This is a genomic window from Streptomyces sp. NPDC005435, from assembly GCF_040703155.1.
Lineage (GTDB): Bacteria > Actinomycetota > Actinomycetes > Streptomycetales > Streptomycetaceae > Streptomyces.
The window spans coordinates 78,392-91,367 of the sequence record NZ_JBEXEQ010000002.1 but is presented as its reverse complement, the minus strand read 5'-3'; the positions used below and the strand labels follow the sequence as shown (position 1 = coordinate 91,367).

Sequence of the window (12,976 nt, the reverse complement as noted above, 5' to 3'; positions counted from 1 at the left end):
CCGCCGGCCGCCCCGGAGAACCCCCTCAGGCGCCCGGTGCGCCCCCTCTGCCGACGCAGGCCTCCAGGTGGTCGTCGACCAGCCCGCAGGCCTGCATCAGCGCGTACGCGGTCGTCGGGCCGACGAAGCGCAGACCCCGCTTCTTCAGCGCCTTGGACAGCGCGGTGGACTCGGGCGTCACGGCGGCCACGTCCCCGAGGACCTTCGGCACCGGGCGTCCGGCCGGGTCCGGGGCGTGGGACCAGATCAGCTCGTCCAGCTCGCCCTCGGACCAGCCGGCGAGCACGCGCGCGTTGGCCATCGTGGCGTCGATCTTGGCGCGGTTGCGGATGATCCCGGTGTCCTCCAGCAGGCGTTCGCGGTCCTCGTCGGTGAAGGCGGCGACCTTCTCGATGTGGAAGCCCGCGAACGCGGCGCGGAAGCCGGGCCTGCGGCGCAGGATGGTGATCCAGGACAGCCCGGACTGGAAGGCCTCCAGGCTGAGCCGCTCGAAGAGGGCGTCGTCGCCGTGGACCGGGCGGCCCCACTCCTCGTCGTGGTAGGCCACGTACTCCTCGGCGGACAGGGCCCAGGGGCAGCGGAGCCTGCCGTCGGAGCCCGCGCGTGCGCTGCCGTCGCTCATCACGCCTCCTCGGGGCCCGGCTCGTCCAGGCCGGGACCGGTGCCGCGGGCACCGGCGAGGGCGGACTCCAGGTCGGCGATCCGGGCGTCGCGCTCGGCGAGTTCGGCGGCGAGGCGGCCGAGCGCGTCGTCCACCTCGGCCATGCGGTAGCCGCGCGGGGCCAGCGGGAAGCGCAGGCTCTCCACGTCGGCGCCGCCGACCGGACGGTCCGCGGGCAGCGGGTCCGACAGCCGCTCCGGCGCCGCCTCCGGCAGCGGGGTGCTCTCCCCGCCGCCCACCACGGCGAGCGTCACCGCGGCCACCACGACGGCCAGTGCGACGACCAGGAACAAGAACATCAGCATCGCCAGGGTTCCCCAAGCTCGATGTGCCCGGCGCGGTGCCGGTGGCCCAATGTGTCTGGGTCCGATCGTGCCATGCGACGCTGACAGTCAGGGCCCACGGACGGGATCGCCGTGGGCGGGTGAGGAGAGGTCACAGGGGATGCTCAGGCTGGGCACACGGGAATTCGGGCCGCACGAGCCGGTGGTGATGGCGATCGTCAACCGGACCCCGGACTCCTTCTACGACCGGGGCGCCACGTTCTCCGACGAGGCCGCGCTCGCGCGCGTGGAGCGCGCGGTGGCCGAGGGCGCCGCGATCATCGACATCGGCGGGGTGAAGGCGGGCCCCGGCGAGGAGGTCACCGCGCAGGAGGAGGCGCGGCGCACGGTCGGTTTCGTGGCCGAGGTGCGGCGCCGGTTCCCGGACGTGGTGATCAGCGTGGACACCTGGCGCGCCGAGGTCGGCGAGGCGGTGTGCGCGGCGGGCGCCGATCTGCTGAACGACGCGTGGGGCGGCGCCGACCCCGGCCTCGCGGAGGTCGCCGCGCGCTACGGCGTGGGCCTGGTGTGCACGCACGCGGGCCGTGCCGAGCCGCGTACGCGCCCGCACCGGGTGGCGTACGACGACGTCATGGCCGACATCCTGGACGTCACCCTGGGTCTCGCCGAGCGGGCGGTGGCGCTCGGGGTGCCGCGTGAGTCGGTGCTGATCGATCCGGGGCACGACTTCGACAAGAACACCCGGCACAGCCTGGAGGCCACGCGCCGCCTGGGCGAGATGGTGGCGACGGGCTGGCCGGTGCTGGTGTCGCTGTCCAACAAGGACTTCGTCGGGGAGACCCTGGACAAGCCGGTCGAGGAGCGGCTGATCGGGACGCTCGCGACCACGGCGGTGTCGGCCTGGCTGGGCGCGCAGGTGTACCGGGTGCACGAGGTCGCGGAGACCCGCCAGGTGCTCGACATGGTCGCGTCGATCGCCGGGCACCGCCCGCCGGCGGTGGCGCGGCGGGGCCTGGCCTGAGGAAGGCGCCCCGGGGACGGCGCGCGGCCGTCCCCGGGGCGGGGTTCAGCGGGCCGCCTCCTTGGAGACCAGCGCGACCGCCTCGTCCACGTCGTCCGTGACGTGGAAGAGCATCAGGTCCTTCTCCGACGCCTTGCCCTGGGCGACCAGGGTGCCCCGCAGCCAGTCGACCAGGCCGCCCCAGTACGCGCTGCCGAACAGGACGATCGGGAAGCGGGTCACCTTCTGGGTCTGCACCAGGGTGAGCGCCTCGAACAGCTCGTCCAGGGTGCCGAGCCCGCCGGGCAGGACGACGAAGCCCTGGGCGTACTTCACGAACATCATTTTCCGTACGAAGAAGTACCGGAAGTTCAGGCCGATGTCGACGTACGGGTTCAGCCCCTGTTCGAAGGGCAGCTCGATGCCCAGGCCGACCGAGAGTCCGCCCGCCTCCAGGGCGCCCTTGTTGGCCGCCTCCATGGCGCCGGGGCCGCCTCCGGTGATCACCGCCCAGCCGGCCTCCACCAGGCCGCGTCCGAGCCGTACACCGGCGTCGTACTCCGGCGAGTCCACCGGGGTGCGCGCCGAGCCGAACACGCTGATCGCGGGCGGCAGCTCGGCGAGCGTGCCGAAGCCCTCGATGAACTCCGACTGGATGCGCAGTACCCGCCAGGGGTCGGTGTGCACCCAGTCGGTGGGGGCGCGCTCGTCCAGGAGCCGCTGGTCGGTGGTGCTGGCCTGCACCTGGCCGCGCCGCCTGAGGACCGGGCCGAGCCGCTGCTCGTCCGGCGGGCGCTTCTTCCCCTCGGGGTTTCCCGTGGCCATGTGCGCTCCCTCCACTTGCCGGTATTCCGTCCTCAGCCTAGATCCGCATCCGTTACGGCGGGGGGACGTGAGCATGTCCGGGATACGGCGCCGTGTGATGCGGGCGTCACGCCGTGAGCCAGCCGCGCAGCCGCTCCTCGCCCGCGAGGATCTTCGCCGTCTCCACGCGCTCGTCCCGCTTGTGGGCCAAGTGGGGGTTTCCGGGGCCGTAGTTGACGGCCGGGATGCCGAGCGCGGCGAAGCGGGAGACGTCCGTCCAGCCGTACTTGGGCATCGGGACACCGCCCACCGCGTCGATGAAGGCGGCCGCCGCCGGGTGGGAGAGGCCGGGCAGTGCGGCGCCGCTGTGGTCGTCGATCACGAACTCCTCGACGCCACAGTCCGCGAACACCTCGCGGACGTGCGCGATCGCCTCCTCCTCGGTGCGGTCGGGCGCGTAACGGAAGTTGACCGTGACCACGCACTCGTCGGGGATGACGTTGCCCGCCACTCCCCCGCCGATGCGCACCGCGTTCAGGCCCTCGCGGTACTCCAGCCCGTCGATGACCGGCCAGCGGGGCTCGTACGAGGCGAGGCGGGCCAGGATCGGGGCGGCCGCGTGGACGGCGTTGGAGCCCATCCAGCCGCGCGCGGAGTGCGCCCGCTCGCCCTTGGTCTTCAGCAGGACCCGCAGCGTGCCCTGGCAGCCGCCCTCGACCTGCCCGTCGGACGGTTCGAGCAGGACCGCGAAGTCCCCCTGAAGCCACTCCGGGTGAGCCTCCGCCAGCTTCTTCAGCCCGTTCAGCTCGGCGGCGACCTCCTCGTTGTCGTAGAACACGAAGGTCAGGTCGCGGTTGGGCTCGGGCACGGTGGCCGCGATGCGCAGCTGGACCGCGACACCGGCCTTCATGTCGCAGGTGCCGCAGCCCCACAGCACGCCGTCCTCGTCGAGCCGGGAGGGCACGTTGTCCGCGATCGGCACGGTGTCGATGTGCCCGGCGAGGATCACCCGCTGCGCGCGGCCGAGGGCGGTCCGGGCGACCACGTTGTTGCCGAACCGCTCGACCGTCAGATGCGGCAGGGCGCGCAGCGCGGCCTCGATCGCGTCGGCGAGCGGCTTCTCGGTGCCGCTCTCGGAGGGGATGTCCACGAGCCGCGCGGTCAGCTCGGCTGCGTCCAGCGTGAGGTCAAGCGAGGTTTCGGCCATGCTCCCGACCCTAACGCGGGCTCCGCCGCCGTCCCCGTGCGAACGGGGTTGCGCACTCCAGTACCTTGTACGCGTGTCAGAGCCGTCCCCCTCCCGTCCCAGGCGCCGCGGCCGTGTCGTGCGCATCTGTGCGGCGCTGCTCGTCCTGTCCGGCGTCGCCGCCTACCTCGTGGTGCAGTACGTCACCGGAGGCGGGACCGCGCGCGGCTGCAAGGTGGTCTCGGCGACCGACGAACGGGTGTCGTACGCGTTCACGCCCGAGCAGGCCGTCAACGCGGCCACCATCGCCGCCGTCGGCACCGGGCGCGGGATGCCGCTGAGGGCGGTGACGATCGCGCTGGCCACCGCGCTCCAGGAGTCCGGGCTGCGCAACATCGAGCACGGCGACCGCGATTCGCTCGGCCTCTTCCAGCAACGCCCCTCGCAGGGCTGGGGCTCCCAGCAGCAGATCATGGACCCGGCGTACGCGGCCGGCATCTTCTACGCGCACCTCGCGCGCGTGCCGGACTACACCGAACTCCCCCTCACCGTCGCGGCGCAGAAGGTCCAGCGCAGCGGCTTCCCGGAGGCGTACGCCAAGCACGAGACGGACGCCACGCTGCTGGCCAACGCGCTCACCGGCTACTCGGCGGCGACCCTGACCTGCGACGGGCGCTCCATGCAGGCGGCGGGACCGGTGGACCCCGACGCCGTACGGACCGCGCTGGTACGGGACTTCGGGCGCGACGCGCTCCAGGAGACCGGCGCGGAGGTGGGCGGTACGGCCGTTCCCTCGCCCTCGCCGTCCCCGAGCGTGACCGCGACCGCGCACGGGCGGACGGTGACGGTCCCGGTGCCGCAGGGCACGAAGACGGACGCCGGCGGGCGGGACGAGCGGGCGCGGGGGTGGCAGCTCGCGCAGTGGGCGGTGGCCAACTCCTCCGCGCTGCGGATCTCCCGGGTGACGTACGCGGGCCGGGAGTGGACGGCGTCCAACGGCGGGGGCGACTGGCATCCGGCGCCGGGTGGCGGGACGGCGGGCTCCGAGTCCTCTCCGGCGAGCGTACGGATCGTCACCGGGCCGTAGTTATTGTCTTTTTACCTTGGGTGTCCGCAACCTTCGGCGGGTTCGCGCGGTAGTCACGGCGGAGTTCATCGCCGTCGATTGGAGCGACCATGTCTTTGCCTGTGAGCCGTCGGATTGCCCGTGCCGTGCTTCTCACCGCCGTGGGTGCGGTGGCCGGGGTCGGTGTCGCCGGAACCGCCGGAGCGGCGGCCCAGCACCCCTCGGCGGCGCCGGGCCTCGGTGGGCTCAGCGCGCTGGACGGGGTGTCCCACCTCGCCGGGAACAAGGTCGTCCAGGACGCCGTGCCGGCGGCAGGCGCGATCAAGAACGCGGCCCCCACCGCCACCAAGGCGACAGGCACCGCCGGCGGCCTCCTGGGCAACGTCTCCAAGAGCGGGTTGCCGCTCGGCTGACCGACACCGCACCGGCTGGCTGCCGCCATGCCTGTGGGCAGTCGTTCCGCAGGGCGGAACGGGTGGGCACAGGCATGGCGGCAGCCGGGCCCGGCTGGTTACGCCTTCAGCCGGAGGATCGCCTCGTCGATCCGCTCGTCCGTGGCCGTGAGAGCCACCCGCACATGCTCCGCCCCGGCCTCCCCGTAGAAGTCCCCGGGCGCCACCAGAATCCCCAGCTCCGCGAGCCGAGCCACCGTGTCCCAGCAGGACTCCCCCCGCGTGGACCACAGGTACAGGCTCGCCTCACTGTGGTCGATACGGAACCCGTACGCGAGCAGAGCCTCCCGCAGCCGCGTACGCCGACCCTCGTAGCGAGCCCGCTGCAAGCGCACATGCTCGTCGTCGGACAGCGCCGCCGCCATCGCCGCCTGCGTAGGCGCCGAAATCATCATGCCGCCGTGCTTGCGGATCTCCAGCAGCGGCATCAGGACCGCCGGGTCACCCGCGAGGAAGGCCGCACGGTACCCCGCCAGGTTGGACCGCTTGGACAGCGAGTGGACCGCCACGATGCCGTCGTAGGAGCCGCCGTTGACGTCCGGGTGCAGCACCGAGACGGGGTCGGCCTCCCAGCCCAGCTCCAGGTAGCACTCGTCGGAGACGAGCAGCACGCCGTGTTCGCGGGCCCACGCGACGATCCCCTTGAGGTCCTCCGTGGAGAGGACCGCGCCGGTGGGGTTCGAGGGCGAGTTCAGCCAGAGGAGCTTCAGGCCCTCCGGGTCGAGGTCGCGCGGGTCGTCGTAGGCCTCGTAGTCGGCGCGGGCGAGCCGGGCGCCGACCTCGTAGGTGGGGTAGGCCAGGCGGGGGTAGGCGACACGGTCGCCGGGGCCCAGGCCGAGCTGGGTGGGGAGCCAGGCGACGAGTTCCTTGGAGCCGACGACCGGCAGGACGTGCCGGTGGGTGACGTCGCGGGCGCCGAGGCGGCGCTCCAGCCAGCCGGTGATCGCGTCCCGCAGCGCGGGCGTGCCCCACACGGTCGGGTAGCCGGGCGAGTCGGCCGCGTCGATCAGCGCCTTCCGGATCTGCTCGGGGACCGGGTCGACCGGCGTGCCGACCGAGAGGTCGACGATGCCGCCGGGGTGCGCGGCGGCGGTCTTCTTGTACGGCTCCAGCTTGTCCCAGGGGAAGGTGGGGAGCCGGTCGGAGACTGCGGACACGGGGCTTGCTCGCTTTCGTGGATACGGCGAACGCCTCGGTCCCGTACGGCGGTGCCCCCCGAGGGGCCGGGCCGTACGGGACCGAGGCGGTGCTGTCTTCGTGCGGGCCGCGCGGGAGCGGCCCCGGCGTCACTCGCCCTGCGGCGGCAGCGCGGCGACGAAGGGGTGGTCGCGCTCGATCAGGCCCAGCTTGCTGGCACCGCCGGGCGAGCCGAGCTCGTCGAAGAACTCGACGTTCGCCTTGTAGTAGTCCTTCCACTCGTCCGGGACGTCGTCCTCGTAGAAGATCGCCTCGACCGGGCAGACCGGCTCACAGGCACCACAGTCGACGCATTCGTCCGGGTGGATGTACAAGGACCGCTGGCCCTCGTAGATGCAGTCGACCGGGCACTCCTCGATGCACGCCTTGTCCTTGACGTCGACACAAGGCTGCGCGATGACGTAGGTCACGCTGTCGTTCCTCCTCGATAGGGCGCTGGCGGGCCTCCTCAGGCTCCGCCGCCTGGCGCGCGGGAGCGCGGCGTCGTCGATGCCCGCCCCTAGTATCTCCGTTCCGGGACGTGATCCGAACAGGAGGGGTGGACCGACCAGTGGAAATATCGGCGCCAGGACGCCTCGAAGTCCGAATTGCCCCTGCTGACGTGGGCAAACGGGTATCGGTACGACGGTTGACGCAGACCGGGAGGCCGGGCGAGAAGTTCACCGACACGGTGGGTGTTCTCACATCATGGGACAACGGCGTGCTCATGATCACACAGCGGGACGGCCGAACGGTGCGGATCGAGGAGTCCGTGCTCGTGGCGGGCAAGGTCGTACCGGCCGTTCCCGCACGTCGGCGCGGTCCGGCGGCCGGGTACGCGGAGCTGGCCGAGGTCGCCGCGCGGGCGTGGCGGCCGGTGGAGAGCGAGTGGCTGGGGCGGTGGGAGCTGCGTGCTGCCGGGGGGTTCACCCGGCGGGCGAACAGTGTGCTTCCCCTGGGTGATCCGGGGCTTCCGCTCGACGCGGCCCTGCTCGCCGTAAGACGCTGGTACGACGAGCGCGGCCTGCCCGCCTACGTCCAGACCGCGAGCGGCCCCGACGGCGTGCCGGAGCCGCTGTGCGCGGAGCTGGCGGAGCGCGGCTGGAGCCGGGAGGTCACGGCGGAGCTGTGGACCGGGGGCCTGGCGCCGGTCGCGGACCGGGCGGAGGGCGCCGGTGCGGTCCTCTCCCGCGAGGCGGACGAGGCGTGGCTCGCGCGGTACCAGCGCAAGGGAGTGAGCGACGTGGCCCTGCGGGTGCTCGGCCGAGGAGCCTCGGTGTGGTTCGCGACGGTGCCCGGCGCGGCGGGTGAGGCACCTGCCGCGATCGGGCGGTGTGTCGTGGACGGCCGCTGGGCCGGTTTCGCGGCCGTCGAGGTCGATCCCGCCCGCCGGCGGCAGGGGCTGGCCACCGAGGTCATGGCCGCGCTGGCCCGGCGCGCCCTGGACGAGGGCGCCTCGGCGGCCTGGCTCCAGGTGGAGGAGTCCAACGCGGGCGCGCGGACGCTGTACGAGCGCCTGGGCTTCGCCCCGCACCACGCCTACCACCACTACCGGGCACCGGACGGCTCCGGCGCCGGGGAGCCGTAGGAGGCGCCGTGGACGGCCAGGAACCGGCGAAGCGCCCGCCCTATCTCCCGCCCCCGTACCCGCCGCCCGCCGAGCGGTCGGCGGAGCTGCGGCGCAGGTTCGCCGAGGAGGCCCGCTCGTCCCGCCCCGACCTGTCCGCGCTGTGCCTGCTGCTCGGCGCGGAGGCGGACGGCTCGCTGGACGAGGCCGGGCTCGACGCGGCCCAGCTGGCGCTGGACGAGCTGGCCGGACGGGTGCCGTACCGCCCCGGCGGTCCACGCGCGTGGGCCGGGGCTCTGGCCCGGCTGCTCGGCGAGGAGTGCGGGTTCCGGGGCACGGCCGGGGACTACGAGCGGCTGGAGTCCTCGCTGCTGCACGAGGTGCTGCGGCGGCGGCGCGGGCTGCCGATCCTGCTGTCGGTGGTGTGGCTGGAGGTGGCCCGGCGGGCGGGCGCGCCGGTGTACGGCGTGTCGCTGCCGGGGCACTTCGTGGTGGGGTTCGGGCCCTCGGGCGGTGAGATGGTGCTGGCGGACCCGTTCGACGGGGGCCGGTTGCTGACCCGGGCGGACGCCGAGCTGCTGGTGGTGGGGGCGACGGGGGCGCCGCTGGACCCGGCCGCGCTGGTGCCCGCGACGCCCGTCGAGGTGGTCCAGCGGATTCTGAACAACGTGCGGGCGTGGGCCGCCGCCCGCCCCGAGCGCTCCGACATCGCCCTGCTGGCCGTGGAGTTGGGGCTGCTGCTGCCCGCGCATCCGGCGCGGCTGCGCTACGACCGGGCGCGGCTGCTCGTGCAGCGGGGCGCGTTCACGGAGGGCGCGGCGGAGCTGGAGGCGTACGCGGAGCTGGTGGCGGTGGTCGATCCGGTGGCGGAGGAACGGGCGCGGGCGCAGGCGCGGGCGGCGCGGGCGCTGCTCAACTGACGACGGGGGCGGGCGCGGGGGTGGGGGCGGGGGCGGGGGCGGGCGCGGGCTTCACGGCCGAGGGCCCCTGAAGGCACCGCTCACAGCCACCCCTTCTCGCGCGCGATCCGTACCGCCTCCGCCCGGTTGCGTACCGCCAGCTTCTGGATCGCGGTGGACAGGTAGTTGCGCACGGTCCCCTGGGAGAGGTGGAGGGCCTGGGCCAGCTCGGCGTTGGTGGAGCCGTCGGCGGCGGCGCGCAGCACCTCGCGCTCGCGGTCGGTGAGCGGATTGGCGCCCTCGGCCAGCGCGGCGGCGGCGAGGGTGGGGTCGATGACCCGCTCCCCGCCGAGCACCTTCCTTACGGCGGCGGCGAGTTGGGCGGCGGGGGCGTCCTTGACGAGGAAGGCGTCGGCGCCGGCCTCCATGGCGCTGCGCAGATAGCCGGGGCGCCCGAAGGTGGTGAGGACGACGAGCTTCACGCCGGGGTGCGCGCGGTGCACCTGGGCGGCGGCCTCGATGCCGGTGCAGCCGGGCATCTCGATGTCGAGCAGGGCCACGTCCACCCCGTGCTCGGCGACGGCGGCCAGCACCTGGTCGCCGCGTGCCACCTGGGCCACGACCTCGATGTCGTCCTCCAGGCCGAGCAGGGCGGCGAGCGCCTCGCGGACCATCGACTGGTCCTCGGCGAGGAGGACCTTGATCGTGCGCGTCATGCCCCGGATCCTACGTCCGCCACAGAAGCAGCGGGGACGCGGGCGACCAGCCGGAAACCGCGCCCGGCCCGGCCCGCCTCCAGGGTGCCGCCGGCCGTCTCCAGGCGCTCGGTGAGCCCGGTGAGCCCGTTGCCGGGCACCGCGCCGGAGCCGCCCGAGCCGTTGTCCTGGACGGTGAGTTCGAGGACCGGGCCGTCCAGGGTCTGGCGGCGCAGCAGCTCTACGGCGCACCGGTCGGCGCCGCTGTGCCGTACGACGTTGGTGACGGCCTCGCGCAGGGTCCAGGCGAGCGCGGCCTCGGCGTCCTCGGGGACGCCGGTGAGGTCGGGTTCGGCGGGGACCTCGCAGACCACTCCGGCGGCGGTCAGGGCGACCTGGGTGCCGGCGAGTTCGGCGGCGAGCCGGGGGCGCCGGTACCCGGTGACGGCCTCGCGCACGTCCACCAGCGCCTGCCGGCTGACCCGCTCGATGTCGGCGACCTGCTGCGCGGCCTTCTCTGGCTCTCCGGGCAGCATCCGCCCGGCCAGCTCGCTCTTCAGGGTGATCAGCGAGAGGGAGTGGCCGAGCAGGTCGTGCAGGTCGCGGGCGAGGCGGAGGCGTTCCTCGTTGGCGGCGAGCTGGGCGACGGTGGCCCGTGCCTTGCGCAGCTCGACGGTGGTGCGGACCAGCTGTCCGACGCCGACCATCGCGAACCCGATGAGCACCACCAGGAGCAGCAGATCGCGGGCCTCGGCCTTGTCGGTGTGCAGTCCGACCAGGTACATCAGGCCCGCCGACGCCGGGATCGCCCAGTAGGTGGCCCGGGGCGGCAGGGTCGCGCCGCAGGCCACCGACAGATAGACGAACAGGCCGAGCCAGGCGCCGCCGAGGGTGTAGGCGAGGAGCGGGGCGAGGACGGCGAGGACCAGGAGGAGCACGATCACGACGCGCCCGGAGTACGGTCGGCCCATGGTGCGGAAGACCAGGCCCAGATAGACCCCGACGAAGGCGGTCAGACCGAGTGCTCCGCCCCAGGTGGCGGCGGTGCCGTGGTGGCCGTCGGCCAGGTCCTGGACGGGTGAGCTGAGGAAGACCAGCCAGACGCCGATCCACAGCAGCTTCACCCACAGCTCGCGCCGGGTGCGCGGCGGACGGCCCATGGGGGTGTCCAGCGCGTCGTACGTCTGCCGGTCTTCCGTCATGCCGCTCACGCCTTCAGCGTGTCCTTCCGGTACAGCCAGGCCGCCCCGCCCGCGAAGAGGACGAAGTAGGCGGCGAGGACGGCGACGTCCCGCGCGTGCGGGGCCTGGCTCTGCTCGATCGCGCGTCCCAGGGCAGCGTACGCGTGCGTCGGCAGCCAGTCGGCGATGTCCTGGAGGAGCTTCGGGAACCCGGTGGAGGGCATCCACAGGCCGCCGAGCAGCGACAGCGCGAAGTACACGATCATCGTGATGGGGCGTACCGCGTCGCCGGAGGCGAGGTAGCCGATGGCGACGCCGAGCGCGGCGAAGACCAGGCTGCCGGCCCAGATGACCCCGGTGAGGGCGAGCCACTGCCAGGCGTCGAGGCGTACGTCCTTCACGGCGGCGGCGACCACGAACACCATGACGATGGAGGGCAGGCTCACCACGGCCGCGCTGGCGGTCTTGGCGAGGACGTAGCCGTGGCCGGGCAGCGAGGTCAGCCGCAGCTGCCGTACCCAGCCGCTCTCGCGCTCCTTGGCGATGCGCTCGCTGTTGCCCATGAGGACGGCGGTCAGGGCGCCGAAGGAGGCCATGGAGACCATCAGATAGGTGGCCACGGTCAGGCCGCCGCTGCCGTCGACCTTGGCGTTCGGGCCGCCGCTGCTGGAGAAGATCAGGAAGATGACCGAGGGGTAGAGCACGGAGAAGAACAGGAACTTGCGGTTGCGCAGGGCGCGGGTGAGTTCCAGCTTGATCAGCGACTTCATGCCTGCTTGGCCTCCTCGGCCGCCGTGAGGGCGACGAACGCCTGCTCCAGGCCGAGTCCGGCCACTTCGAGATTGCGGGGGTAGAGGCCGAGGCCGTACAGCGCGTGCACGGTGGCGTCGGCGTCGGTGGACTGGATGCGCACGGTCTGCCCGGACACGTCGAACGCGCTCATGAACGGCAGTCCGGCGAGCGCGGTCTCGTCGATCTCGCCCTCCAGGTCGAAGGCGATCCGGCGGGCGCCGGCGCGGGCCTTGATCTCGGCGGCGGTGCCGTCGGCCAGGAGACGGCCGCGGTGCAGCACGAGCACGCGGTCGGCGATGGCGTCGGCCTCTTCGAGGTAGTGGGTGGCGAAGAGGACGGTACGGCCCTGGTCGGCCTGCTCGCGCATGGTGGCCCAGAAGGCCTGGCGGGCGGAGACGTCCATGCCGGTGGTGGGCTCGTCCAGGACGATCAGGTCGCTGTCCCCGGCGGTGGCGAGCGCGAAGCGGACGCGCTGGACCTGGCCGCCGGAGAGCTTGTTGACCTTGCGGTCCGCGATCTGCGCGACTCCGGCGCGGGCGAGGACGTCGGCGGGCTGGTGCGGCCTCGGGTGCAGCGAGCAGGCCAGGCGGACCAGTTCGGCGACCGTCACGTCCTCCATGAGCCCGCCGCTCTGCAGCATGGCGCCGACCCGCCCGGCGGTGATCGCCTCGCGCGGGGTGGTACCGAACAGGCGGACCGTGCCGCCGTCGGGGTTCTTCAGCCCGAGGAGCAGGTCGAGGGTGGTGGACTTGCCCGCGCCGTTCGGGCCGAGCAGGGCGACGGTCTCGCCGGGGTGCAGCGTGAGCGAGAGGCCGTCGACGGCCCGGACGCTGCCGTAGGTCTTGGTCACCTGGTCGAACCCGGCCACCGCCGCGGGGGCGGTGGCCGGGGGTGCCGCTGTCGTCGTCATGCCGACCATGGTGGCGGGAGGGGGTGGGGGCGGGGCAGTGTCGGGGGTCCATGGTGCGGGATGACATCTGTCATGCGGATGCTGTGACGGGGCGGGTGGGGGCGGGGGGTGCGGGGGCGGCATGTGTGGGGCTGGCACGTGTGGGGGCCGCACGTGTGGGGCCGGCCCATGTGGGGCCGACCCATGTGGGGGCCGCACGTATGAGGCCGACCCATGTGGGAGCCGCACGCATGAGGCCAACCTGTGTGTGAACCGCACGTATGGGACCAGCCCATGTGCGAACCGCACGTATAGGGCCGGCCC

At 73.4% G+C, this 12,976-nt stretch carries 15 protein-coding genes; 5 read left to right on the top strand and 10 right to left on the bottom strand.

The window, feature by feature from the left end; genetic code table 11:
- Window positions 1–25: 25 nt before the first annotated feature.
- Complete coding sequence (locus AB0898_RS03455) at window positions 26–622, bottom strand: DNA-3-methyladenine glycosylase I (protein ID WP_366801130.1); 597 nt, start codon at window positions 620–622, stop codon at window positions 26–28.
- Window positions 622–966 (bottom strand): DivIVA domain-containing protein, encoded by a 345-nt coding sequence (locus AB0898_RS03450; protein WP_366801129.1) that lies wholly within the window; start codon window positions 964–966, stop codon window positions 622–624. Before AB0898_RS03450 ends, AB0898_RS03455 begins: the two co-directional genes overlap by 1 nt.
- A 139-nt stretch (window positions 967–1,105) precedes the next feature.
- Here AB0898_RS03450 and folP point away from each other — a divergent pair, with 139 nt between their 5' ends.
- Entirely contained in the window at window positions 1,106–1,966 is an 861-nt protein-coding gene (folP, locus tag AB0898_RS03445) for a dihydropteroate synthase (protein WP_366801128.1), read from the top strand.
- A 45-nt stretch (window positions 1,967–2,011) separates the two neighbouring features.
- Here folP and AB0898_RS03440 read toward each other — a convergent pair whose 3' ends face one another.
- Entirely contained in the window at window positions 2,012–2,770 is a 759-nt protein-coding gene (locus AB0898_RS03440; protein WP_366801127.1) for a TIGR00730 family Rossman fold protein, read from the bottom strand.
- 106 nt (window positions 2,771–2,876) lie between these two features.
- Window positions 2,877–3,956, bottom strand: a complete 1,080-nt coding sequence (gene dapE / locus AB0898_RS03435; RefSeq protein ID WP_366801126.1) for a succinyl-diaminopimelate desuccinylase — start codon at window positions 3,954–3,956, stop codon at window positions 2,877–2,879.
- 73 nt (window positions 3,957–4,029) lie between these two features.
- On the opposite strand from dapE, the gene AB0898_RS03430 reads away from it, so the two are divergent.
- Complete coding sequence (locus AB0898_RS03430) at window positions 4,030–5,022, top strand: heavy metal transporter (RefSeq protein ID WP_366801125.1); 993 nt, start codon at window positions 4,030–4,032, stop codon at window positions 5,020–5,022.
- 101 nt (window positions 5,023–5,123) lie between these two features.
- Window positions 5,124–5,414 carry a hypothetical protein gene (locus tag AB0898_RS03425; RefSeq protein ID WP_366801124.1) on the top strand — a complete coding sequence of 97 codons (291 nt, stop codon included), beginning with the start codon at window positions 5,124–5,126 and terminating at the stop codon, window positions 5,412–5,414.
- 98 nt (window positions 5,415–5,512) lie between these two features.
- On the opposite strand, the gene dapC is transcribed toward AB0898_RS03425, so the two are convergent.
- On the bottom strand, window positions 5,513–6,610 hold the full coding sequence (gene dapC / locus AB0898_RS03420) for a succinyldiaminopimelate transaminase (RefSeq protein WP_366801123.1): 1,098 nt from the start codon (window positions 6,608–6,610) through the stop codon (window positions 5,513–5,515).
- Window positions 6,611–6,739: 129 nt separating this feature from the next.
- A complete protein-coding gene (gene fdxA / locus AB0898_RS03415) occupies window positions 6,740–7,060 on the bottom strand; it encodes a ferredoxin (RefSeq protein WP_018544323.1) in 321 nt (106 codons plus the stop codon).
- A gap of 140 nt (window positions 7,061–7,200) precedes the next feature.
- Between fdxA and AB0898_RS03410 the strand changes: the two genes are divergently transcribed.
- Window positions 7,201–8,217 (top strand): GNAT family N-acetyltransferase, encoded by a 1,017-nt coding sequence (locus tag AB0898_RS03410; RefSeq protein WP_366801367.1) that lies wholly within the window; start codon window positions 7,201–7,203, stop codon window positions 8,215–8,217.
- An 8-nt stretch (window positions 8,218–8,225) separates the two neighbouring features.
- Window positions 8,226–9,116 (top strand): transglutaminase-like domain-containing protein, encoded by an 891-nt coding sequence (locus AB0898_RS03405; protein ID WP_366801122.1) that lies wholly within the window; start codon window positions 8,226–8,228, stop codon window positions 9,114–9,116.
- 80 nt (window positions 9,117–9,196) lie between these two features.
- On the opposite strand, the gene AB0898_RS03400 is transcribed toward AB0898_RS03405, so the two are convergent.
- From AB0898_RS03400 to AB0898_RS03385, 4 genes are read right to left on the bottom strand one after another with little or no spacing between them, the layout of a single operon-like run.
- A complete protein-coding gene (locus AB0898_RS03400) occupies window positions 9,197–9,811 on the bottom strand; it encodes a response regulator transcription factor (RefSeq protein ID WP_366801121.1) in 615 nt (204 codons plus the stop codon).
- Window positions 9,808–10,992, bottom strand: a complete 1,185-nt coding sequence (locus tag AB0898_RS03395) for a sensor histidine kinase (protein WP_366801366.1) — start codon at window positions 10,990–10,992, stop codon at window positions 9,808–9,810. The genes AB0898_RS03400 and AB0898_RS03395 overlap by 4 nt, the downstream gene beginning before the upstream one ends.
- A 5-nt stretch (window positions 10,993–10,997) precedes the next feature.
- A complete protein-coding gene (locus tag AB0898_RS03390; RefSeq protein ID WP_366801120.1) occupies window positions 10,998–11,741 on the bottom strand; it encodes an ABC transporter permease in 744 nt (247 codons plus the stop codon).
- Window positions 11,738–12,673 carry an ABC transporter ATP-binding protein gene (locus tag AB0898_RS03385; protein ID WP_407078284.1) on the bottom strand — a complete coding sequence of 312 codons (936 nt, stop codon included), beginning with the start codon at window positions 12,671–12,673 and terminating at the stop codon, window positions 11,738–11,740. The genes AB0898_RS03390 and AB0898_RS03385 overlap by 4 nt, the downstream gene beginning before the upstream one ends.
- Window positions 12,674–12,976: the final 303 nt, after the last annotated feature.

Bases quoted from the DNA above. Each gene is read 5' to 3' on its own strand.
- AB0898_RS03400 (WP_366801121.1), bottom strand. From the start codon at position 9,811: ATGACGCGCACGATCAAGGTCCTCCTCGCCGAGGACCAGTCGATGGTC.
- AB0898_RS03440 (WP_366801127.1), bottom strand. From the start codon at position 2,770: ATGGCCACGGGAAACCCCGAGGGGAAGAAGCGCCCGCCGGACGAGCAG.
- AB0898_RS03455 (WP_366801130.1), bottom strand. From the start codon at position 622: ATGAGCGACGGCAGCGCACGCGCGGGCTCCGACGGCAGGCTCCGCTGC.
- AB0898_RS03390 (WP_366801120.1), bottom strand. From the start codon at position 11,741: ATGAAGTCGCTGATCAAGCTGGAACTCACCCGCGCCCTGCGCAACCGC.
- AB0898_RS03385 (WP_407078284.1), bottom strand. From the start codon at position 12,673: ATGACGACGACAGCGGCACCCCCGGCCACCGCCCCCGCGGCGGTGGCC.
- dapE (WP_366801126.1), bottom strand. From the start codon at position 3,956: ATGGCCGAAACCTCGCTTGACCTCACGCTGGACGCAGCCGAGCTGACC.
- AB0898_RS03395 (WP_366801366.1), bottom strand. From the start codon at position 10,992: ATGACGGAAGACCGGCAGACGTACGACGCGCTGGACACCCCCATGGGC.
- AB0898_RS03450 (WP_366801129.1), bottom strand. From the start codon at position 966: ATGCTGATGTTCTTGTTCCTGGTCGTCGCACTGGCCGTCGTGGTGGCC.
- folP (WP_366801128.1), top strand. From the start codon at position 1,106: ATGCTCAGGCTGGGCACACGGGAATTCGGGCCGCACGAGCCGGTGGTG.